The sequence below is a fragment of the Bradyrhizobium sp. AUGA SZCCT0177 genome, assembly GCF_018130125.1.
Classification (GTDB): domain Bacteria; phylum Pseudomonadota; class Alphaproteobacteria; order Rhizobiales; family Xanthobacteraceae; genus Bradyrhizobium.
The window spans coordinates 123,145-141,544 of sequence record NZ_JAFCMA010000002.1 but is presented as its reverse complement, the minus strand read 5'-3'; the positions used below and the strand labels follow the sequence as shown (position 1 = coordinate 141,544).

At 63.2% G+C, this 18,400-nt stretch carries 22 protein-coding genes and 1 tRNA gene; 16 read left to right on the top strand and 7 right to left on the bottom strand.

Annotation, left to right across the window (positions count from 1 at the left end):
* Positions 1 to 159: 159 nt before the first annotated feature.
* The 5 genes from mnmA to JQ597_RS02930 all read left to right on the top strand — a co-directional run bounded on the left by mnmA (position 160) and on the right by JQ597_RS02930 (position 3,681).
* The gene (gene mnmA / locus JQ597_RS02950) at positions 160 to 1,359 is read left to right on the top strand and encodes a tRNA 2-thiouridine(34) synthase MnmA (protein ID WP_212262731.1); all 1,200 of its coding nucleotides are present in this window, start codon (positions 160 to 162) and stop codon (positions 1,357 to 1,359) included.
* 35 nt (positions 1,360 to 1,394) lie between these two features.
* Complete coding sequence (locus tag JQ597_RS02945; protein ID WP_192737539.1) at positions 1,395 to 2,033, top strand: class I SAM-dependent methyltransferase; 639 nt, start codon at positions 1,395 to 1,397, stop codon at positions 2,031 to 2,033.
* Positions 2,034 to 2,105: 72 nt separating this feature from the next.
* Positions 2,106 to 2,471, top strand: coding sequence for a hypothetical protein (locus JQ597_RS02940; RefSeq protein ID WP_212262729.1), 366 nt, complete (start codon positions 2,106 to 2,108; stop codon positions 2,469 to 2,471).
* A 114-nt stretch (positions 2,472 to 2,585) separates the two neighbouring features.
* Positions 2,586 to 2,662 (top strand) — tRNA-Met (locus JQ597_RS02935).
* Positions 2,663 to 2,928: 266 nt separating this feature from the next.
* Positions 2,929 to 3,681, top strand: coding sequence for a hypothetical protein (locus tag JQ597_RS02930; RefSeq protein ID WP_212262727.1), 753 nt, complete (start codon positions 2,929 to 2,931; stop codon positions 3,679 to 3,681).
* A gap of 64 nt (positions 3,682 to 3,745) precedes the next feature.
* Here JQ597_RS02930 and JQ597_RS02925 read toward each other — a convergent pair whose 3' ends face one another.
* Together JQ597_RS02925 and JQ597_RS02920 are read right to left on the bottom strand one after the other, a co-directional pair.
* The gene (locus JQ597_RS02925) at positions 3,746 to 4,813 is read right to left on the bottom strand and encodes a putative sulfate exporter family transporter (protein ID WP_212262725.1); all 1,068 of its coding nucleotides are present in this window, start codon (positions 4,811 to 4,813) and stop codon (positions 3,746 to 3,748) included.
* A 131-nt stretch (positions 4,814 to 4,944) separates the two neighbouring features.
* The gene (locus JQ597_RS02920; RefSeq protein WP_211997678.1) at positions 4,945 to 5,166 is read right to left on the bottom strand and encodes a hypothetical protein; all 222 of its coding nucleotides are present in this window, start codon (positions 5,164 to 5,166) and stop codon (positions 4,945 to 4,947) included.
* A gap of 206 nt (positions 5,167 to 5,372) precedes the next feature.
* Between JQ597_RS02920 and JQ597_RS02915 the strand changes: the two genes are divergently transcribed.
* The gene (locus JQ597_RS02915) at positions 5,373 to 5,606 is read left to right on the top strand and encodes a hypothetical protein (RefSeq protein WP_212262986.1); all 234 of its coding nucleotides are present in this window, start codon (positions 5,373 to 5,375) and stop codon (positions 5,604 to 5,606) included.
* On the opposite strand, the gene JQ597_RS02910 is transcribed toward JQ597_RS02915, so the two are convergent.
* From JQ597_RS02910 to JQ597_RS02900, 3 genes are all read right to left on the bottom strand, one after another.
* Positions 5,556 to 6,380: an SDR family NAD(P)-dependent oxidoreductase gene (locus tag JQ597_RS02910; RefSeq protein ID WP_212262723.1), complete on the bottom strand. Its 825-nt coding sequence runs from the start codon at positions 6,378 to 6,380 to the stop codon at positions 5,556 to 5,558. The genes JQ597_RS02915 and JQ597_RS02910 overlap by 51 nt on opposite strands.
* 69 nt (positions 6,381 to 6,449) lie before the next feature.
* Positions 6,450 to 7,370, bottom strand: coding sequence for a hypothetical protein (locus JQ597_RS02905; RefSeq protein WP_249147171.1), 921 nt, complete (start codon positions 7,368 to 7,370; stop codon positions 6,450 to 6,452).
* A gap of 117 nt (positions 7,371 to 7,487) precedes the next feature.
* Positions 7,488 to 8,126, bottom strand: a complete 639-nt coding sequence (locus tag JQ597_RS02900; protein ID WP_212262721.1) for a TetR/AcrR family transcriptional regulator — start codon at positions 8,124 to 8,126, stop codon at positions 7,488 to 7,490.
* A 163-nt stretch (positions 8,127 to 8,289) separates the two neighbouring features.
* Here JQ597_RS02900 and JQ597_RS02895 point away from each other — a divergent pair, with 163 nt between their 5' ends.
* Together JQ597_RS02895 and JQ597_RS02890 are read left to right on the top strand one after the other, a co-directional pair.
* Complete coding sequence (locus tag JQ597_RS02895) at positions 8,290 to 8,499, top strand: ferredoxin (RefSeq protein ID WP_192740598.1); 210 nt, start codon at positions 8,290 to 8,292, stop codon at positions 8,497 to 8,499.
* Positions 8,500 to 8,563: 64 nt separating this feature from the next.
* Positions 8,564 to 9,787 (top strand): cytochrome P450, encoded by a 1,224-nt coding sequence (locus JQ597_RS02890; protein WP_212262719.1) that lies wholly within the window; start codon positions 8,564 to 8,566, stop codon positions 9,785 to 9,787.
* A gap of 61 nt (positions 9,788 to 9,848) precedes the next feature.
* Here the strand turns inward: JQ597_RS02890 and JQ597_RS02885 are convergent, their stop codons facing one another.
* Both JQ597_RS02885 and JQ597_RS02880 read right to left on the bottom strand, forming a co-directional pair.
* Positions 9,849 to 10,817, bottom strand: coding sequence for a Bug family tripartite tricarboxylate transporter substrate binding protein (locus JQ597_RS02885; protein ID WP_212262717.1), 969 nt, complete (start codon positions 10,815 to 10,817; stop codon positions 9,849 to 9,851).
* Positions 10,818 to 10,904: 87 nt separating this feature from the next.
* A complete protein-coding gene (locus tag JQ597_RS02880; protein WP_212262716.1) occupies positions 10,905 to 11,945 on the bottom strand; it encodes a LacI family DNA-binding transcriptional regulator in 1,041 nt (346 codons plus the stop codon).
* Between the two features lie 213 nt (positions 11,946 to 12,158).
* Here JQ597_RS02880 and JQ597_RS02875 point away from each other — a divergent pair, with 213 nt between their 5' ends.
* The 8 genes from JQ597_RS02875 (at position 12,159) to JQ597_RS02840 (ending at position 18,244) form a co-directional block, all read left to right on the top strand.
* Entirely contained in the window at positions 12,159 to 12,956 is a 798-nt protein-coding gene (locus JQ597_RS02875; RefSeq protein ID WP_212262714.1) for an SDR family NAD(P)-dependent oxidoreductase, read from the top strand.
* A gap of 13 nt (positions 12,957 to 12,969) precedes the next feature.
* Positions 12,970 to 14,610 (top strand): flavin-containing monooxygenase, encoded by a 1,641-nt coding sequence (locus tag JQ597_RS02870; protein WP_212262712.1) that lies wholly within the window; start codon positions 12,970 to 12,972, stop codon positions 14,608 to 14,610.
* A gap of 75 nt (positions 14,611 to 14,685) precedes the next feature.
* The gene (locus JQ597_RS02865; protein ID WP_212262710.1) at positions 14,686 to 15,219 is read left to right on the top strand and encodes a VOC family protein; all 534 of its coding nucleotides are present in this window, start codon (positions 14,686 to 14,688) and stop codon (positions 15,217 to 15,219) included.
* A 45-nt stretch (positions 15,220 to 15,264) separates the two neighbouring features.
* Entirely contained in the window at positions 15,265 to 15,837 is a 573-nt protein-coding gene (locus JQ597_RS02860; protein WP_212262708.1) for a carboxymuconolactone decarboxylase family protein, read from the top strand.
* 63 nt (positions 15,838 to 15,900) lie between these two features.
* Entirely contained in the window at positions 15,901 to 16,326 is a 426-nt protein-coding gene (locus tag JQ597_RS02855; RefSeq protein ID WP_212262706.1) for a DOPA 4,5-dioxygenase family protein, read from the top strand.
* A gap of 190 nt (positions 16,327 to 16,516) precedes the next feature.
* The gene (locus JQ597_RS02850; RefSeq protein ID WP_212262704.1) at positions 16,517 to 17,506 is read left to right on the top strand and encodes a DUF2778 domain-containing protein; all 990 of its coding nucleotides are present in this window, start codon (positions 16,517 to 16,519) and stop codon (positions 17,504 to 17,506) included.
* Positions 17,503 to 17,766 (top strand): hypothetical protein, encoded by a 264-nt coding sequence (locus JQ597_RS02845; protein ID WP_212037294.1) that lies wholly within the window; start codon positions 17,503 to 17,505, stop codon positions 17,764 to 17,766. Before JQ597_RS02850 ends, JQ597_RS02845 begins: the two co-directional genes overlap by 4 nt.
* A gap of 85 nt (positions 17,767 to 17,851) precedes the next feature.
* Complete coding sequence (locus JQ597_RS02840; RefSeq protein WP_212262702.1) at positions 17,852 to 18,244, top strand: VOC family protein; 393 nt, start codon at positions 17,852 to 17,854, stop codon at positions 18,242 to 18,244.
* Positions 18,245 to 18,400 lie beyond the last annotated feature (156 nt).

The window sequence follows — 18,400 nt, the reverse complement described above, 5'->3', positions numbered from 1 at the left end:
TCCGGCTGATTGCCTCCCGGGAATACGGCCTATATTAAAGAGCGGGCTTCCGGTCCGGCCAAAAAGGGCCGGACCGGGCCTTAAGGCCTTATATGTAAAAGGCTTTTTTGAACTCTTGCCGCGCGGCGCTGCCTCGCGATTGAAGCCGATTGACCTGCCATGCCGAACAGTCTGGACCTCGAAGGCCGCCCTCAGGACACACGGATCGTGGTCGCCATGTCTGGCGGCGTCGATTCCTCGGTGACGGCTGCCTTGCTGAAGTCCGAGGGCTACGACGTGGTCGGGATCACGCTGCAGCTCTACGACCATGGCGCGGCCACCCATCGCAAGGGCGCCTGCTGCGCCGGCCGTGACATTCACGATGCCCGCAACGTCGCCGAGCGGATCGGCATTCCGCATTACGTGCTCGATTACGAAAGCCGTTTTCGCGAGTCGGTGATCGACAATTTCGCCGACAGCTACGCGCTCGGCGAAACGCCGGTGCCGTGCATCGAGTGCAACCGCTCGGTCAAGTTTCGCGACCTGCTGGCCACCGCGCGCGAGCTTGGCGCCAGCGCACTCGCGACCGGGCACTATGTCGCCTCGCGGCGTCTCGCTGACGGATCGCGGGCGCTGGTGTGCGCGGCCGACGCCGATCGCGACCAGAGCTATTTCCTGTTCGCGACCACGCGCGAGCAACTCGACTATCTGCGCTTTCCGCTCGGCGACATGACCAAGCCGCAGGCGCGCGAACTGGCGCGGCGCTTTGGGCTCGAGGTCGCCGACAAGCAGGACAGCCAGGACATCTGCTTCGTCCCGACCGGACGCTACACCGACATCATCGGCCGCCTGAAGCCCGGCGCGATCGAGCCCGGCGACATCGTCGATCTCGACGGCCACGTCATCGGCCAGCATCAGGGCATCGTTCATTTCACCGTCGGCCAGCGCAAGGGGCTGGGCATCGCGTCAGCCGCGCCGCTCTATGTCGTCAAGCTCGATGCCGCCAGCCGCCGCGTCGTGGTGGGACCGCGCGAGGCGCTGCGGATGGACCGTATCCAGCTGCGCGACGTCAACTGGATCGGCGACGGCGCGCTGGAGCGCGTGATCGGCGCAGGCATCGAGATGTTCGTGCGCGTGCGCTCGACGCGCCCGCCGCAGCCGGCGTGGCTGCGCGCGGTCGATGGCGGCTATGAAGTCGAACTCGTCGCCGGCGAAGAAGGCGTTTCGCCGGGCCAGGCCTGCGTGTTTTACGACGCGCCCTCGGGGCAGGCGCGCGTGCTCGGCGGCGGATTCATCAGGAGTGCGACCGCACGGAAGGTTGCGAGGGCAGGGGTGCAGGATATAACGGCGCCACCGCTCGCCGAGGTGATGCGCGGCTAAAAAAATGCGGGGCATAAGGGCGGGGGCTTAAGGGAATGACTGCGGACATCGACCGCGAGGGGGTCGAAAAGGCTTATGGGCGCTGGGCGCCGGTCTACGATCTCGTGTTCGGCAAGGTGTTCGAGCACGGCCGTCAATCGACGATCGCGGAAGCCGACAAGATCGGCGGGCGCATCCTCGACGTCGGTGTCGGCACCGGATTGTCGCTGTCGGATTATTCGCGCAGCACCAAATTGTGCGGCGTCGATATTTCCGAACCGATGCTGCGCCGGGCGCAACAGCGGGTTCGCGCGCTCGGCCTTTCCAATGTCGAAACGCTCGCGGTGATGGATGCCAAGAATCTGGCGTTCAAGGATTCGTTCTTCGATGCGGTGGTGGCGCAATATGTCATCACCGCGGTGCCGGATCCCGAACGCACGCTGGATGATTTCATCCGCGTGCTGAAGCCCGGCGGCGAACTCATCCTGGTCAATCACATCGGCGCCGAAAGCGGCCCGCGGCGCGTCTTTGAACTCGCCTTCGCACCGCTGGCGCGGCGACTCGGCTGGCGGCCGGAATTCCCCTGGGAACGATTGACCAATTGGGCCGCCAAACATGGCGGCGTCAGCCTGACCGAACGGCGGCCGATGCCGCCGATGGGGCATTTTTCGCTGATCCGCTTCCGCAAGTCCTGAAATTGCAAGTCTTGAAATTGCAAGTCTTGAAATCAGCCGGGAACCTCCGCGGCTGCGGACCGTTTTCCTTCCATGGCAATAAAACGCTCGCTCTTCCTGTCGTGTGTTCTGATGGTGGCCTCCGGCGTGGCGGTGGCACAGGCCCCGCCGGGTCCGGCCACTCCCCCGGTTCCGACCGCGCCGCCATCGGCTGCGCGGACCGCCAATTGCGCGCCGATGCATCCAGCGCCGCATTCCGGCGCGGCAGCACCGGAAGGCACCACCACCGGCCAGCGGGCCGAACCGCTCGGCGAAAGATTGGCCCGTTCCGATGGTGTACTTTGCCCGCCCGCCGGCATTGATCCCGAAATGCATGCACCGGCGCCCGGTGGGGGCAAAACGCCGGTGATTCCGCCGCCCGGCAGCCCCGGCGGCGATCCTTCGATCCGGCCCAAATAGCGCCGTTTGCAGGCGCTTTTCGAACCGGGCGGGTTTGCTTGACAGGCCCCCGACCGACTCCTTATATGCCGCGCGTTCGCGACTGCGGTATGTTGAGCCGTGACGGTGAACCGTGGCGAGGTAGCTCAGCTGGTTAGAGCACGGGAATCATAATCCTGGGGTCGGGGGTTCGAGTCCCTCTCTCGCTACCATCATCCATCCCGGCTGGTTCAGCCTGCCTTTGATCTCGATGGAGAAGCCGCTGGCGTTTGGTTCGGCGTGCACGGTCACGTCCTTCACCAGCCGATCCTGAATCCGGCCGCCGCTCGGAAGCAACGGCACAGACCGCTGCAGGATTACGCGCGCCGCATCAGCCATCGTCGATCCGGATTTGCGCCCGGCTCGGAGTTTCCCGGATAACGGTCTTGAACGGGATATTGTGTTAGTTCTGTGAACCCATCAGCAGACGTCTTGTAGCATGCCTTCGGAATTAACGGTCGCCATCGAGGAAGCCTACCGGGTCTTCGGCGCGTATCGATTGGGCCGTGACCTCGTCGTATGCCATTGCCGTTGTTGCATGACCGAGGAGACAGAACGACAACTGGTCAACACGCCCTTGCGGTCAATCCCGGCCGATCTGCTGGCCGAGTACACCAACTCCGCGCATGACTATGACGATGGTCAGGTCGCCCGGGAGCTACGCTACTTCCTGCCGCGTTATTTCGAGCTGATCGCCGCGCGTGATTACCCTGACCACATCGGACTGGATATTTGCCTGCGCCGGCTTGGCCAGGCCGACCACCGGAACAAGTGGCCTCGAGCGGAGGTGGAGAGCATCGACCGCTTCTTCGATGCATTCCTAAGCGACAGCCTGACCCGCCTCGACCTGGAGGTGTGGCCTGCTGGATATCGCCTCGCCTTCAATATCAGGAGCGTCGTGACGCTAGTTGTGACCGCAGGCGGCGATATCGATCGGCTGTTGCACAATTGGGTCGGTGCCGAGGACCCGGCCGCGGCCATCCATATGGCCGCGTTGCGCGAGTACGTGATCGAGGAGCGGGATAAGACCTATCTCCACTCTGCCTGCCTGGAGAGCCACGAGGAGGCGGCCAAAACAGTTGGTGAATGGCTATTGCAGCCGAACCTGACGGCACGAATAGAAGCCGCGTTCTTCGCAGTGGGCGATCCCAGATTGCAGGTGATCCTGTCCAACGGAATGAGAACGGCCTAGAGATCAGCTGCTCTGACGCGTGGCTGGATCACGCCAGTTGCGAATTGCCAGGGCGGCGGCTTCATCAGAAGAAATGGACAAGTCCGATGCTCAGGCCGAGCAGCAGGAGCAGCGACAGCGTGACGGCGGCGGTGACCCTTCCGCCGACCGTTGTGAGAACGCGTACGTCGACACCAAGCCCGAGCGCGGCCATCGACAGCACGGTAAGGATGGCCGCGGTTTTTGTAACCGGCGCGACCGCGATATCCGGCACGAGCTGCAGCGAGCGCAGCGCGGCGAGCACCAGAAAGCCGATGATGAACCACGGCACCAGCTTGAACGGGCTGATCGCAACCGCCCTGGTCGCGTCGGCATGGCGCTTGCGGCGGTGCGCGGCGACGAGCGAGAGCGCGACCACGATCGGCCCCAGCATCAGCACGCGCACCAGTTTCACCAGCGTGCCGATCTGCGTGGCGACGATACCGGCGGGGACCGTTGCCGCCAGCACCTGCGGAACGGCATAGACGGTAAGACCCGCCAGAATGCCGTATTGCGTCGCGGACAGGGCGAGCAACGGGATCAGCAGCGGCAGGCCCAGCACCATCAGGACGCCGAGGATCGCGGTGAAGGAGATCGACGAGGCGACGTCGTCGCCATCGGCGCCGATCACGGGCGCCACCGCGGCGATTGCCGAATTGCCGCAGATCGAGTTGCCGCAGGCGATCAGGATCGACAGTTTGGTCGGCAGGCCGAGCATCCGGCTGAGGCCGTAGCTGACAGCCAGCATGATGACGACGGTGGCGACGATCGCTGCGACCAGAAGGTAGCCGGACGCCACGATCGCGGCAAAGCTGACGGAAGCGCCGAGCAGCATGACGGCGACCTCGAGCAGCTGTTTGGCGCTGAAGGCAATGCCGGAGCGCCAGCGCTCGGACGGTTGCCAGGCAGTGCGAATCGCCATCCCGAGCAGGATCGCGATGACCAGCGCTTCGACATAGGGGTGGGCGAAGATGCGCTCTTCGACCAGTTGGGCGCCAAGCGAAACGGCGGTGATCGCGCCGCAAAGTGCGATGCCGGGAATGAGGGCCAGGCTGCGCCTGAAAGCGCCTGGGTCCGACCTTATCCCGTCCGTCTCGTGGTCTTGTTGCGGCACATGCCCCCCGTTTTGGAGAACAGTTTATGCGCCGGCCTGCTCGGCTTCACCAATAAATTTTCGATTCAGCAAGATAGGGAGAGTATTCTTCTTCCGGCTTCCAGCAGGGGCGGGCGTACCGCGTGCGCGCCCTAGAGCAACCCGAACAGGCCCTGCGCCCACGCCACGGCCTGTCCGAAGCTGAAAGCGCCCGGCTCGAAGTACATCGCGCGTGCCAGCACGATGACGCCGACCAACCCCCAGAACAGCCCGACACCGGCCGATTTCAGCCAGTTAGAGTCGCGTTCCGGCGCGGCCGCCGAATCGGCGGTCGGGACCAGTTCTCCAAAGGGATCGAAGGCGGGCGGACTCATGACGGCTTCCATTGAACGAGCCCCTAATGTCGCCCAGTTCGGCCCGGAAGCAAGGGTAGCGGTATGCAATCTGCGGCCAGAATGTGGAAGTCCCTTTCCCGCCGCCGTTTGGGGGTAGGGTTTTCTTCTCCTGGCCCACAATTCATGCCGCTTGACCCGGCCGTATTCCCAGCCACACTGGTGCGAATCCGAAACAGGAGCCGTCCATGGTATTTCTCATTACCGCGCTCGATACATCGGGAACCGTGACCTTGCGGCGGGAGTCGGTGCTGGCCGCGATGAAAAAAGCCGATGAACTGATATCGGACGGCTGCTGGGACGTCGAAATCGTTACGCCTGACGGCGCCACCTACCACTCCGGCGAGTTTGACCAGTTGAGAGAACGGGTATCAGGCCGCCCAGCACTGTCCGGCGCCGTCGACGCGCAGCACCTGTCCTGAGACGAACGCCCCCATCGGCCCCGCGAACATTTCAACGACGCGCGCGACTTCATCGACGGTGGCGATGCGGTCGAGCGTGCCGGTTTCGACCAGACGATTTTGGTCGACCGCGCGCGTGCCCATGAAGCGGCCGGTACGGGTGTCGCCCGGCGCGATGCAGTTCACATTGATGTCGTAGGAGCGCAGCTGATCGGCGAGGCAGCGCGTGTAATGCGTCATGCCGGCTTTGGCGACGGCATAGATCGAACCGTTGGTGCGGCCCTTGAAGGCCGCGACCGAGCCGATGGTGACGATGCGGCCCTGGCGCCGCTTCATCATCTCCTGCGCCACCGCCTGGCAGGTCAGGATCGTGCTGAGCAGGTTGCGATCGAGCACCGCGCGCACGTCCTCTTCCTTGATGCCGATGGCGTCGTTCGGATCCGGCTTGCCGCCCTTGGCCGCGATGTCGCCGCCGGCATTGTGGACGAGGATCTCGACCGGCCCCAGTTCTCGCGTCGTGGTCTCGACCACGCGCGCGATGTCGGCACCTTGCGTGAGGTCACCGAGCACGCGAATGGTGCGCACGCCATACGCCTTGGCGATATCTTCCGCGACCGCCGTCAGCGTCGATCCCTCGCCATATTCCGCCGGTCCGTTCTCGCGCATGCCGTGGATCGCGACGTCGGCGCCCATCGCAGCCAGTTTTTCGGCGAAGGCGCGGCCGAGCCCGCGGCCCGCGCCGGTCACCAATGCAACCTTGTCCTTGAGCGTCCGAGCGCCGTCGCTGGATGTCATGATGTCTTCTCCTGGATGTGAATGTGTCAGTGTGATCAGCGGCGGCATCCGCTGGTGCCGGAATGCGCCTTAATTCTTGATCGCATAGAGCGGCGTCCTCACCGTCAGCTGATAGGACGGCTTCGGCGTCCAGGCGATCTGCGCGGTGACGCCGAACAGGCGGTTGTCGTCATCGTCCATGCGATCGAGATCGAGCCGTACGATCGGCTGGGTGAAGGCCGGGAACGGCGTGAGATTGAGAAGCTGCGCACCGCCGAACGATTGCACGCCGAAGCGGCCGGTCAGCTTCCAGTTGTTGTCCCACTGATAGTAGCCGCCGACATAGCCCACATAGCCAGGCTTCACTTCAGCGAATATGGAATCGACGATGATTTTTGTGTATTGCGCGCCGGCGAGCAGTCCCCGCGTTTCATCCGGGTTCAGCGCGTAGCCGAATTCGAGGATCGTATTGTAGGAGGTCGTGGCCAATGGCGCGTCGGAAATCGATCGCGATGCATTGCTTTGTATCGTCACCGTTGGAAACATGCCGCCGTTTTGCTGATAGAGGTCGGCCTGAAATCCGACCGTAAAACCGTAGATATCGAACGACGACCAGGGCAGGCTGCCCGATTGGGACGAAGCGCCGCTGACGCCACCATAGACCGACAGCTGCTCGTTGACGTCAACCGTCACGGGAATGTCGAGATTGATGCTTCGGCTGGCCGGCGACGACAAGGTCCCGAGCGATGTCAGGTTCGACAGCGTCGACAATAGTGGCGGCGCGCTGAAGCCGATCGAGAGCGTACCGGCCGGCAGGGTGGTGTAGATCGTCCGCAAGTCGAGATAGATGTTAGGCAATACCGGCTTCGGCTTGGCCGGCGCATCTTCGTCCTCGCCATTGTCCTTGCCGTTGTTTTGGCCGGACGCCAGACCGGAACAGCACAGCGACATCAATATCCCGAGCGCCAGCCGCCGGCCGGTTCGCGCCGGCCGGGTGTGCGCAAATCTCATTTTCAATCGAACCTGCACCGGCCCACTCGCATCCAAGGCAGCCGCTTTCCGGCAACAGCTACGCAAGCCCCATGGTAACGGATTTGCGGACGCCGCACCATGAGGACCGGGCGAGCGTTATCGGCCGTTCTTGTCCGCCGCCTTGACGGCCACCGCCAGCGCCAGCTTGGTCTGCTTGACGATATCTTCGACCAGCTCTTCCCGGCTGACATTGGCAAGCTGGCCGGTGAGAAGTCCCTGTTCGGCCAGCATCACCACGCCGTGCAGCGCGGCCCAGATTTGCAGGGCGCTGCGTTCGCGCAGCAATCCGACCGCGGGCGCTTCAAGGGATTCCAGCAGCAGCTCGAAGGTTTCCATCGCGGCGACATGCAGCTCGCTGCCCTTGGGTGCGCATGCCATGATCCGTGAGGCGAACATCAGGCGGTAGACGCCGTTGCGGCGAAGACCGAAATCCAATGTGGCTTGCGCCAGGCGCGACAGCTTCGAACGCCTGGAGGGTTTTCCGATCGACTCGCGCAGGATGGCGTTGAACTGGCGGAAGGCTTCGGCCGTTACCGCCGTGAGCAGGCTCTCGCGGTCGGCAAAATGCTTGTAGGGAGCCGGCTGCGAGACGCCGAGCCTCTTGGCCAGCGCGCTGATGCTGATCGCTTCGGGGCCGCCGAGTTCCACTTCCCCGAGCGCGGCCTGAACCAGGGCATCGCGGAGATCCCCGTGGTGATAGGTGTTGAGCGCTTTACGTGCGGGGCGAGGCGGCATTCAGTGTAATGATCTATAACTTTCCGCTTGACAGCACAATCGCGACGATAATGTAATACGGTATAACTTGAAGAGGCGGACCGGCCGCGGTTGGTAACGCCCAAATCAACATGAGGAAATGCGACGCGCCGGTTGAGCGCGCGCGGCTTGAAGGAGCGCTCGCATGTCGGGAAAGCTGAAGATCCGCGTCGATCAGGACAAATGTCAGGGACACGCACGCTGCAAGTCGCTCGCGCCGGAACTGTTCGAGCTCGACGAATTCGGCAATGCCCATGAAGTCGGCGACGGTTCGGTCCCCGCGGGCCTGGAAGACAAGGCCTGGCTCGCCCAGACCAATTGCCCCGAAATCGCGATCGAAGTGCAGGAAGAATAGGGGCGATAGTCCGGTCCTGAAATCAAGCTCGTCCTGAACGAACCAAGCAAAAGGAATTTGCGCGATGTCCGATTCCGTCAGCATGATGCCCGAACATCCTCCGGTCACCGATTGGGTCAACGATTTCGATCATACCGATCCGCGCTGGACCGAGAATCCGTTTCCGATCTGGGACGAGTTGCGCAACGAATGCCCGGTGGTGCACACCAAGCGTTTCCTCGGCTGCTATCTGCCGACCACCTATCAGGCGGTGAAGGAGATCGCCTACGACACCGAGCATTTCTCCTCGCGGCGCGTCATCGTGCGCGACGTGCGGCCTGAAGTGCAGCGCAACGCCGCGCCTCCGATAACGTCAGATCCGCCCGAGCACAAGCCCGCCAAGCAACTGCTGCTTCCGCCGTTCACGCCGGACGCGATGAAGAAGCTGGAGCCGCGGGTCCGTGCCATCTGCAACGAACTGATCGACGAATTCATCGCCGACGGTCAATGCGACGCCGCGGCGCGCTACACCAAGCATGTTCCGGTGCGCGCCATCGCCCACATGCTGGGCATTCCCGAGAAGGATGGCGATCTGTTCGTCAAGTGGATCCACATGATCCTCGAGCTCAGCATCAAGAACGAGAGCATGCTGGTGCAGGCAGTGCAGGAGATGAGCGCCTATTTCGCCGGCCATATCGAGCATCGCAAGACGCATCCGACCGACGATCTGATCTCGACGCTGATGAAGGCCAAGGACAAGGACGGCAATCCCCTGGACGATTCCCAGGTGCTGGGTTCGCTGCGCCTGCTGCTGATTGCCGGCATCGACACCACCTGGAGCGCGATCGGCTCCTCGCTGTGGCATCTGGCGAATACGCCCGCCGACCGCGACCGCCTGATCGCGGAGCCGGAATTGATGCCGAGCGCGATCGAGGAATTCTTGCGGGCCTATTCGCCGGTCACGATGGCGCGCGAAGTGATGAAGGAAACCACTATCAGCGGCTGCCCGGTCAAGCCGGGCAACATGGTGCTGCTGTCGTTCCCGGCGGCCAACCGCGACCCCGCGATGTTCCCGGATGCCGACAAGGTGGTGATCGACCGCAAGGAGAACCGCCATGCCGCGTTCGGCCTCGGCATTCACCGCTGCGTCGGCTCCAACCTCGCGCGCATGGAAATGACGGTCGCGATCGAGGAATGGCTGAAGCGGATTCCGGACTTCAAGCTCGATCCGGCCGGCAAGGTCACCTGGTCGGAAGGCACGGTGCGTGGCCCGCGCCAGCTTCCGGTGCTGTTCGGTAAGAAAAACTGAGCAGGAACTGAGCCTGCTTCGGGCGCGGCGCGCCGGCAATTTCGACCGGATTGCCGCGCGTTCACTTGATCTCGATTTTGGCTTCTCTGGCGACCACCTTCCAGGCCTCGATGTCGCGCACGTTGATGTCGCGCTGCCGGTCTCCGGGGATGAAGTCCGCGGTGACGCCGAGCGCGAGCAGCCTTTCGGTCATGTCCGCTTCGGCGATCGACTCCTGCAGTGCAGCGGAAAGCTTCTTCGCGGCGATGTCGGGGATGCCAGCGGGCGCGTACATGACCCAGGACAGGCTGCGCTCAAATTCGATCCCCTGGTCCTTGTAGCTTGCGACATCAGGCAGGCTTGGCGAGCGATCCCCGCATGTGCCCAGCGCCTTTACTTTTCCATCCTTCACCAGCGGCGTCGCCGTCGCCATATCCAGCGTGCCGAGAGAGATGTGGCCACCGATCAGATCATTGGCAACCTTCGCCGCGCCGCTGAACGGCACGTGTTCGAGTTTGATGCCGGCTTTCTGCGACAGGATTTCCGCGCAGAAATGTCCGGTCGAGCCGACGCCCCAGGATCCGTACTGGATCTGATCGCCCTTTTTCGCCATCGCGATCAGGCCGCGCAGGTCGTTGGCCGGAAAATCCTTCGAGGCCACCACCAGGATCGCCGACGTTCCGATGCGGCCGATGACTGCAAAATCCTTGATCGGATCGTAGGGCAGGCTCGTATAGGACGCGGGCGCAAGCACATGCGTGGTCATGCCGCCGATCATGATGGTGTAACCGTCCGCCGGCGAGGTCGCGACCATCTGCGTGCCGATGGTGCCGGCCGCTCCCGTGCGGTTTTCGACGAAAATGGTCTGCCCCAAGCGTTTGCCCATCTTGTCGGCCAGCAGCCGGCCGATGACGTCGCCGCCGCCACCGGCCGCGAACGGCAACAGCATTTTTATTTTCCTGGAGGGGTAGTCCGACGCGTCCTCGGCCCTTGCCGAACAGGTGGCCAGGACGAGCATCAGCAACGTCAGCATCGTTGTGCGGAACTTCATACGCAACTCCCTTGGGTTTCCCGGTACTTGTTTTTTTGTTAGCGGTCGTCAAATCTGGCAGATCGGCAGGGCAGGCAATTCCTCAAATCACTTGGCGCGCGGCTCGGCGCAGGAATGTCGAAGGATGAATCGGGTCGGCAGATAAATCGGCCTTGTGTCCTGGGCCTGATCGCCGTCGCGCACCCGCTCAAGCAGGGTTTTTGCGGCGATCCTGCCGATTTCGCTCAAGTCCCATGTCAGCGCGCTGATTGCCGGCGTCGCGTGCCGGGCCAGATCCGTGTCGCCGATACACACCAACGAGATGTCGCTCGGATAGCGAATGCCGTTGCTGGCGAGCGCGTCCATCACGCTGGCGAGCATGTGCGTTCCCAGCGTGATGATCGCAGTGGGCGGCGCAGGCCCTTGCAGCAACTGGCAGACGTCGCTGAAGGCGATGCCCGAGCCGTGCACCTGCGGGCGGACGAGATCGAGATCGACCTCAAGTCCGGCTTCGATATGCGCCTGCCGATATCCGGCTACCCGCTCCGTACTCGGCAGCACCGCCGCAGGCCCGGTCAGCAGCGCGATACGGCGATGGCCGAGGCCGATGAGATAGCGCGTCACCTCAAAGCCGCCGCCGCGATGATCGGCGCGCACCGACGGCGCGCCCGGCACCTCGCGGTCGATCCCGACACAGGGCAGGTCGAGCGTAGCCAGCGCGCTTGTAAAATCCTTGTGGGTGTTGTCTCCGGCGAACAGCAGCAATCCATCCATCCGCCGCCGGCGCACCGCGGATATGAACGCGGTTTCGCGTTCCTCGGCGTGCCGGGTTGCGCCGAGCATCAGGACGTAGCCGGCGCGTTGCAATTCCTCTTCCGCGGCGTTGACCATCTCGCTGTAGAGCGGGTTGGAGATATCGGAGACCATGCAGCCGATCGTGTTGCTGGCGCGCGAGCGCAGCGCCTGCGCGGCGGAATCTGGCTCGAAGCCGAGGCGGTCCACGACGCGCATGATCCGGGCGTGCAGTTCAGGACTGATGTGCGGCTCGCGGTTCAACACCCGGCTGACGCTGCTGACCGACACGCCGGCTTGCGCAGCGACATCGCGGATGGTCGGCCGAAGGGATGGGGTCGGCTGGGTTCTGGCCATCGGTCCTGCTTGCCCGCTGTCTCGTCCTAAGTGCCCGGATTCGATTGCATTCGAGCCCGGTCGGCTCAAAATCAGCTGCATCTGGAAACGTTATTTGAAGCACTTTGCCTATTAGTATTGACATCAGTGGAAACATCAAGCTCAATCGTGGAAACGTTTCCAAGAACAACCCTCGACCGGGCCGGGAGGATTTTGCGTGAACGGGCAGAACGCATGAAACGGCGGGTCGAAGGCAAGGTCGCGCTGGTGACCGGCGCCGCCAACGGAATCGGGCGCAGCGCGGTCATTGTGTTGGCGCGTGAGGGCGCGAAGATCGTCGCGACCGATCTGCAGGACGAGAAGGGCGAGCGCCTGCTGGGCGAACTGCGGTCGGCTGGATGCGAGGCGGAATATCTCCATCACGACGTGACCAGCGAGGAAGACTGGCAGTCGGTGATCGCCAAAACCAAAGCACGGTTCGGCCGGCTGGACGTGCTCGTCAACAACGCCGGGATCGGTCTCTCCAGTCCCGTCGTCGACATGTCGCTCGCCGACTGGCGACGCCAGGTTGCCGTCAATCTCGACGGCGTCTTCCTCGGCGTCAAAACCGCGCTTCCGCTGATGCGCGCAGGCGGTGGCGGCAGCATCATCAATGTTTCTTCGATTGCGGGCATCAAGGCCTCGCCAAACGTGTCCGGTTATTGCGCGACCAAGGGCGGCGTCCGTCTGTTCACAAAGTCCGTCGCGCTGGAATGCGCCGCCGCCAAGGACGGCGTCCGGGTCAACTCGCTTCACCCCGGCATCACCGAAACCGCGATCTGGGACACGCTGATCGGCACCGCCGAGGAGGGTTCGGATTCAGGGCCGCCGCGCGGCGCGACGCTGGACAAACTGACCGAACGCGCGGTGCCGCTCGGTTTCAAGGCGATGCCGGAAGATATCGCGAGCGGCATTCTGTGGCTCGCCAGCGACGAGAGTCGCTACGTCACGGGCACCGAACTCGTGATCGACGGCGGCCGTTCGATCGGCTGACAGGAAATAGACCATGGAAACTCAGGCGAACAAGCAAGACCACACCCGGGATCGCGTCGAACGCGCGGCAGTCGAGGGCGACTATGACGCGGTCGTGGTCGGCGCAGGTTTTGGCGGTCTCTATGCGTTGCACCGGCTGCGTGAGAAGGGCCTATCCGTGATAGGCTTCGAGGCCGCCCCCGAAGTCGGCGGCACCTGGTACTGGAACCGCTATCCCGGCGTGCGCTGCGACGTTCCGAGCCTCTATTATTCCTACACCTGGTCGGAGGAGTTGCGGCGGGACTGGCGCTGGTCGGAGAAATACGCCGCCAGGCGCGAGATACTGGACTACGCCAAATACGTCGCCGATCGTTTCAAGCTGCGCGATTTGCTGCGATTTCAGACCCGCGTCGTTTCAGCCTCCTTCGATGAAGCCAGCGGGCGCTGGCTGGTGCGGACCGATCGCGGCGACCAGATCCGCGCCCGCTTCTGCATCATGGCGACCGGCGCGCTCTCGGTGCCGAACAGCCCGAAGACGCCAGGCCTTGAGAGTTTTCGCGGTCCGATCTACCACACCGCCCGCTGGCCGGAACAGGAGGTCGACTTCTCTGGTCTGCGCGTCGGCGTCGTCGGCACGGGGTCATCGGGCGTGCAGGCGATTCCCCTGATCGCGGAAGCCGCCAAACACGTCGTGGTGTTCCAGCGCACACCGAATTTCTCCGTGCCCGCGCGCAACCGCGCGCTTGGGGACGAGGACTTCGAGCAGTTTGATGCGGCTTTCCCGGCCTACTGCGAGAGCCTCGCAAGTCCGAATGCCGGCCGCGTGAATTCGTCCGCATTCGAGGCGCCGATACCCTCGCGCGACGAACAATGGCGGCGCTACGAGGAGCTCTGGCAGGAAGGAGGCGGCGGGTTTTTGCTGTCGTTCCCGAATCTCCTGACCCATGAGGCCGTCAACGACGTCGCCTGCGATTTCGTGCGCGAGAAGATCCGTCAGATCGTCAAAAATCCCACAACCGCCGCGGCGCTGAGCCCATCGGGATATCCCTTGGGCGTCAAGCGCATCTGCGTCGATACGAATTATTACGAGACCTTCAACCGCGACAATGTCGATCTGGTGAATCTCAAGGAAGAGCCGCTCGAGGCGCTGACGGCCGACGGCGTCAAGACCTCGGCGCGCCAGTTTGATCTGGACGCGCTGGTGTTCGCGACCGGCTTCGACGCCATCACCGGGGCACTGTTCGCGATGGACATCCGCGGACGAAACGAGCTTCGTCTGCAGGACGCCTGGGCCGAAGGACCGCGCGCCTATCTCGGCATCGCCGTGGCTGACTTTCCCAACCTGTTCATCATCACCGGACCCGGCAGCCCGTCGGTGATCGGCAACATGATCAACGCCAGCGAACAGCATGTCGACTGGCTGACCGACTGCATCGACCATATGCGCGCGCAGGATTTTCGGATCATCGAGCCCGATCCCGCAGCCGAGCGCGCCTGGATGACGCATGTCGCCGAGATGGCCGAACGAACGTTGTTTCCGAAAGCGGACTCCTGGTATCTCGGCGCGAACATCGCCGGAAAACCGCGCGTCTTCATGCCCTATGTCGGGGAAGGCTACCGGCACCGCTGCGCGCAGATCGCCGCGCGTGGCTATGAGGGTTTTCACCTGACCTGAGGCGCGGAAGCGGAAACAACATCAGGCGCGGCGATCCGCAAGAAGCGGGCGAACGCCGCCGACAACGGAGGTATCATGAGTCGCATTTTTGGCGCCGTCTGTCAGAACGGATATGTGGTGCGCGACATCCGCGCCGCGATGGATCACTGGATCAACGTGATGGGCGTCGGGCCCTGGTTCTACATCGACCGGGTCAAGACCGACTATTTCCGTCACCGCGGTGCCGAGTCCGGCGTGGAGATGAGCATCGCGCTCGCCAATTCCGGCGATCTTCAGATCGAGCTCATTCAACAGAGGAACGATGCGCCTTCCATGTACAAGGAGTTCCTCGATTCCGGCCGCGAAGGCATGCAGCACATGTCGTACTGGACGAGGGATTATCAGGCTCTCTACGACCGCGCGTTGTCGCTGGGCTACAAGGTTGGGCACGAGGGCCAGATCGGCGGCGAGCAGGGCCGCTTCTGCTATTTCGACACCGAATCCTATCCCGGCACCATCGTGGAGATCTCCGACATCAGCGGTGGCAAGGGACGGTTCTTCGAACATATCAAGCAGATCGCCGCCGGTTGGGACGGCTCCGAGCCGATCCGTGACGTCAGAGCTCGCTGAGCCGCCGGTCAACGTCGAAAAAACAGCAAACACAAGGAGACGCACATGGCCAGATTACCCCTGATCGACCCCGAGAAGACCAGCGGCGACACCCGCACGGCCTTCGACAGGATGCCGGTGAAGCTGAACATCTTCCGGATGCTGGCGCATGCCGAAACCAACTTCATTCCCGCGATGCGGTTCGCCAACTCCATCCTGCACAAGCAGAAGCTCAGCCACGTCAATCGCGAACTGCTGATTCTCCAGGCCGCGCAGCGGGAAGGCGGCGCCTATGAGTGGCGCCAGCATGTCCCGATCGCGCTCGGGGTCGGCGTCACGCAGCCGCAGATCGACTGCATCGAACAGGGCAATTACGCCGACGCCGCGTTCAATGCAGCCGAACAGGCGCTGCTGGCTTTCGGCCGGGAAGTGGTCGACAATGTCCGTGTGCCTGAGCCGGTGTTTGCCGGGATGCGCGCGCATTTCAGCGAGCAGGAAATCGTCGAATCGATCATGACGATCGGCTTCTACATGATGATGGCGCGCCTGACCGAGGCGACCGAGACCGACCTCGATCCCGCCGCCGGGATGACCGTTTACGAAAGCAGCAAGCGCGGGAAGGCCGCCTCTGCGGATTGACCGCGCCGTCGGCACCAGCGATCATCGCGACCGGTTTGAACGGTAAGAGGCGGAGCGGTTGCGATGAGCGAGTTGCCGGAGAAGGATGGTCCGCGATCCCTGAGCGAGATCGCCAGCTACCACGCCCACATCTATTACGATCCGGCGACAACGCGGGGCGAGGCCGAGCAGTTGCGCGGCTGGATGGGCGAGCGCTTTTCGGTGACGCTCGGCCGGTGGCACGACGTCAAGGTCGGTCCCCACGATCAGGCGATGTACCAGGTGGCCTTTGCCAAAGAGGTGTTCCCTGAACTGGTGCCCTGGCTGATGCTGAATCATGGCAGGTTGAGCGTTCTGGTCCATCCGAACACGACCAATCCGCGCCGCGACCATCTTGCCGATCCGATCTGGATCGGGCCCGCGCTATCGGTGCATGCGGACAAGCTGCCGGAACACTCGGAAATGGAACAGGCACCGGCACCGAATACCAGCCCGACGCTCCGGCCCTGAGCGTGCCCGTCACACAGGGAACCGGCGCTGTTTACCAAGATTGCCCGGGGCTGCTGCGGATTCGATTGATGACCATAGCCGTGGTCCGGTGTCTCGATTATGCCTTACTTTGAATTGCATTATATTTGGGCTTATTCGGTGAATCCCTTGCAGAATCAGGTCTGATTCCGAAGCGCCGAGCCGGGGACGGATGGATTACAGGACCACGAGCACGACCGGGCATGCTTCGAGCCGCGGTTTTCCATTGGTCGGCAAGGCCGCCTTTGCCGCTGCCTTGCTCGTGGTGACGTCGGCGCTGGCCGCCTGGGCGATGAATGTTGATCTCGTTGCCTGGCTACGAAACCCGCAAGCCGCCAAAAGCGCCGGCGCATTCTCGTTCGATGACAGGTTCGGATCGGGCGCGGCGCGCAACGCGCCGTCCATCAGGTATCCCTCGCGTCCCGTCTTCCGTCCGGCGCGAACGGATTTCGACGCCGAGTTCGGTCACATCGAAAGCCAGCTGGCCGAGCAGTCGCCGGATGCGCAGGCCGACCAGCCCGCAGCGCCGGCCGGGCCTGCGATTCCGCTGCCGAGGTCGCGGCCCGCCGAAGCCGTTCTGGCGCTGAGGGTTGATCCGCAGCCGCCTCCGCCGGCGCGGTCGGACGACCGGACCATGTTCCAGAAGCTGGCCGATATGGTGCCGATGCGTTTTTCGCTGGCGTCCCTGACGCCGGGCGACGGCCTGTTCGGCAACAAGCCCGATCTTGGCGCGCTCGGATATGACAACGTTACCGCGGTCTACGACATCTCGGCGCGGACCGTTTACATGCCGAACGGCGTCAAGCTCGAGGCGCATTCAGGGCTCGGCGGCCTGATGGACAACCCCGCTTCTGTCAGCATGCGCATGGTCGGGGCGACGCCGCCGAACGTCTATGATCTGAAGCCGCGGGAGAAGCTGTTTCACGGTGTCGCGGCGCTTCGCATGACGCCAGTGGGTGATGCCGACACCCTCGGACGAACCGGATTGCTGGTGCATTCCTACTTGCTCGGGCCCAATGGCGATTCCAACGGCTGCGTCTCGATCAAGGAATATGACAAGTTCCTGCAGGCCTATCGAAACGGGCAGGTCAAGCGCCTCGTCGTGGTGCCGAGCCTGAGCGAGGGCTTGACCGCGTCGCGGCGTTCGACGTCGCCATCATGATTGCGAACAACGTTTCCAATTCCGACACGCCGCTGCGGGCCACGTTCAAGATCAGTTTGAACGGCAAGACGGTATCGATTGGTACCGTCGGCCAGGCCTATCAGTTTATCACCAATCTGAGCTCGGTCGAATGGATCGAGTTCAAGTCGTTGCACGCCGATGCGGTCCGTACGCTGCGAGGCGCCGCTGACAATGCGATGCTGACGGTGCAGGCGACCGCCGCGTTGCGCGCGCTGTTCGTTCGCGCCAAGCTGCTTTGACGATGTAGTCCCAAAAGAGCTATCATTTTCGTTGGCCATCTCGCGGCGTCATTTCAAATCGATTTTTCTCAGAGGTGGCAGCTGCATGAGTCTCGGTGACATTCGCAATCTCGACTACACCGTTCTGCTGTGTTCGAAGATGCAGGAGACCAAGCAATTCTATCTCGACGTGATGGGCTTTCCGATCGCTCACGACAGTGAGAACTGGGTCAGCTTTCAGGTCGGCTCCGCGCTGCTCACCTTGAGGCCGCGCGGTCCCTGGGCTGCGTGGCACGATGGTCCGATCGCGCCCGGCTCGGCTGCGGTCCAGCTCGCCTTCCGGGTCGCGCCGCATCTGATCGATTCCTGTTATGCGACGTTGCAATCCAAGGGGGTGACGATCCTGAGCCCGCCCCGGGACATACCGAGCTGGCACCATCGCGCGCTGTTCTTCCGCGACCCCGAGGGAAATGTCATCGAGATCTACGCCGAGGTTTGAGTCCTCGCACGGTCTCGCGTCATCCCCGGACGAACGCATTTGCGTTCGCTCGGGAAGTGCGCGCTCTTGCGCGCCTCGAAGGATGAATGTGCCCGTGGCCCATCCTTCGAGGCTCGCTGCGCTCGCACCTCAGGATGACGGGCGGGTTCAATCCAC

Bases quoted from the DNA above. Each gene is read 5' to 3' on its own strand.
- JQ597_RS02865 (WP_212262710.1), top strand. From the start codon at position 14,686: ATGAGTCGCATTTTTGGCGCCGTCTGTCAGAACGGATATGTGGTGCGC.
- JQ597_RS02860 (WP_212262708.1), top strand. From the start codon at position 15,265: ATGGCCAGATTACCCCTGATCGACCCCGAGAAGACCAGCGGCGACACC.
- JQ597_RS02885 (WP_212262717.1), bottom strand. From the start codon at position 10,817: ATGAAGTTCCGCACAACGATGCTGACGTTGCTGATGCTCGTCCTGGCC.
- JQ597_RS02870 (WP_212262712.1), top strand. From the start codon at position 12,970: ATGGAAACTCAGGCGAACAAGCAAGACCACACCCGGGATCGCGTCGAA.
- JQ597_RS02855 (WP_212262706.1), top strand. From the start codon at position 15,901: ATGAGCGAGTTGCCGGAGAAGGATGGTCCGCGATCCCTGAGCGAGATC.
- JQ597_RS02940 (WP_212262729.1), top strand. From the start codon at position 2,106: ATGGCAATAAAACGCTCGCTCTTCCTGTCGTGTGTTCTGATGGTGGCC.
- JQ597_RS02890 (WP_212262719.1), top strand. From the start codon at position 8,564: ATGTCCGATTCCGTCAGCATGATGCCCGAACATCCTCCGGTCACCGAT.
- JQ597_RS02910 (WP_212262723.1), bottom strand. From the start codon at position 6,380: ATGACATCCAGCGACGGCGCTCGGACGCTCAAGGACAAGGTTGCATTG.
- mnmA (WP_212262731.1), top strand. From the start codon at position 160: ATGCCGAACAGTCTGGACCTCGAAGGCCGCCCTCAGGACACACGGATC.
- JQ597_RS02840 (WP_212262702.1), top strand. From the start codon at position 17,852: ATGAGTCTCGGTGACATTCGCAATCTCGACTACACCGTTCTGCTGTGT.
- JQ597_RS02945 (WP_192737539.1), top strand. From the start codon at position 1,395: ATGACTGCGGACATCGACCGCGAGGGGGTCGAAAAGGCTTATGGGCGC.
- JQ597_RS02895 (WP_192740598.1), top strand. From the start codon at position 8,290: ATGTCGGGAAAGCTGAAGATCCGCGTCGATCAGGACAAATGTCAGGGA.
- JQ597_RS02880 (WP_212262716.1), bottom strand. From the start codon at position 11,945: ATGGCCAGAACCCAGCCGACCCCATCCCTTCGGCCGACCATCCGCGAT.
- JQ597_RS02845 (WP_212037294.1), top strand. From the start codon at position 17,503: ATGATTGCGAACAACGTTTCCAATTCCGACACGCCGCTGCGGGCCACG.
- JQ597_RS02900 (WP_212262721.1), bottom strand. From the start codon at position 8,126: ATGCCGCCTCGCCCCGCACGTAAAGCGCTCAACACCTATCACCACGGG.
- JQ597_RS02850 (WP_212262704.1), top strand. From the start codon at position 16,517: ATGGATTACAGGACCACGAGCACGACCGGGCATGCTTCGAGCCGCGGT.
- JQ597_RS02875 (WP_212262714.1), top strand. From the start codon at position 12,159: ATGAAACGGCGGGTCGAAGGCAAGGTCGCGCTGGTGACCGGCGCCGCC.
- JQ597_RS02920 (WP_211997678.1), bottom strand. From the start codon at position 5,166: ATGAGTCCGCCCGCCTTCGATCCCTTTGGAGAACTGGTCCCGACCGCC.
- JQ597_RS02905 (WP_249147171.1), bottom strand. From the start codon at position 7,370: ATGAGATTTGCGCACACCCGGCCGGCGCGAACCGGCCGGCGGCTGGCG.
- JQ597_RS02915 (WP_212262986.1), top strand. From the start codon at position 5,373: ATGGTATTTCTCATTACCGCGCTCGATACATCGGGAACCGTGACCTTG.
- JQ597_RS02930 (WP_212262727.1), top strand. From the start codon at position 2,929: ATGCCTTCGGAATTAACGGTCGCCATCGAGGAAGCCTACCGGGTCTTC.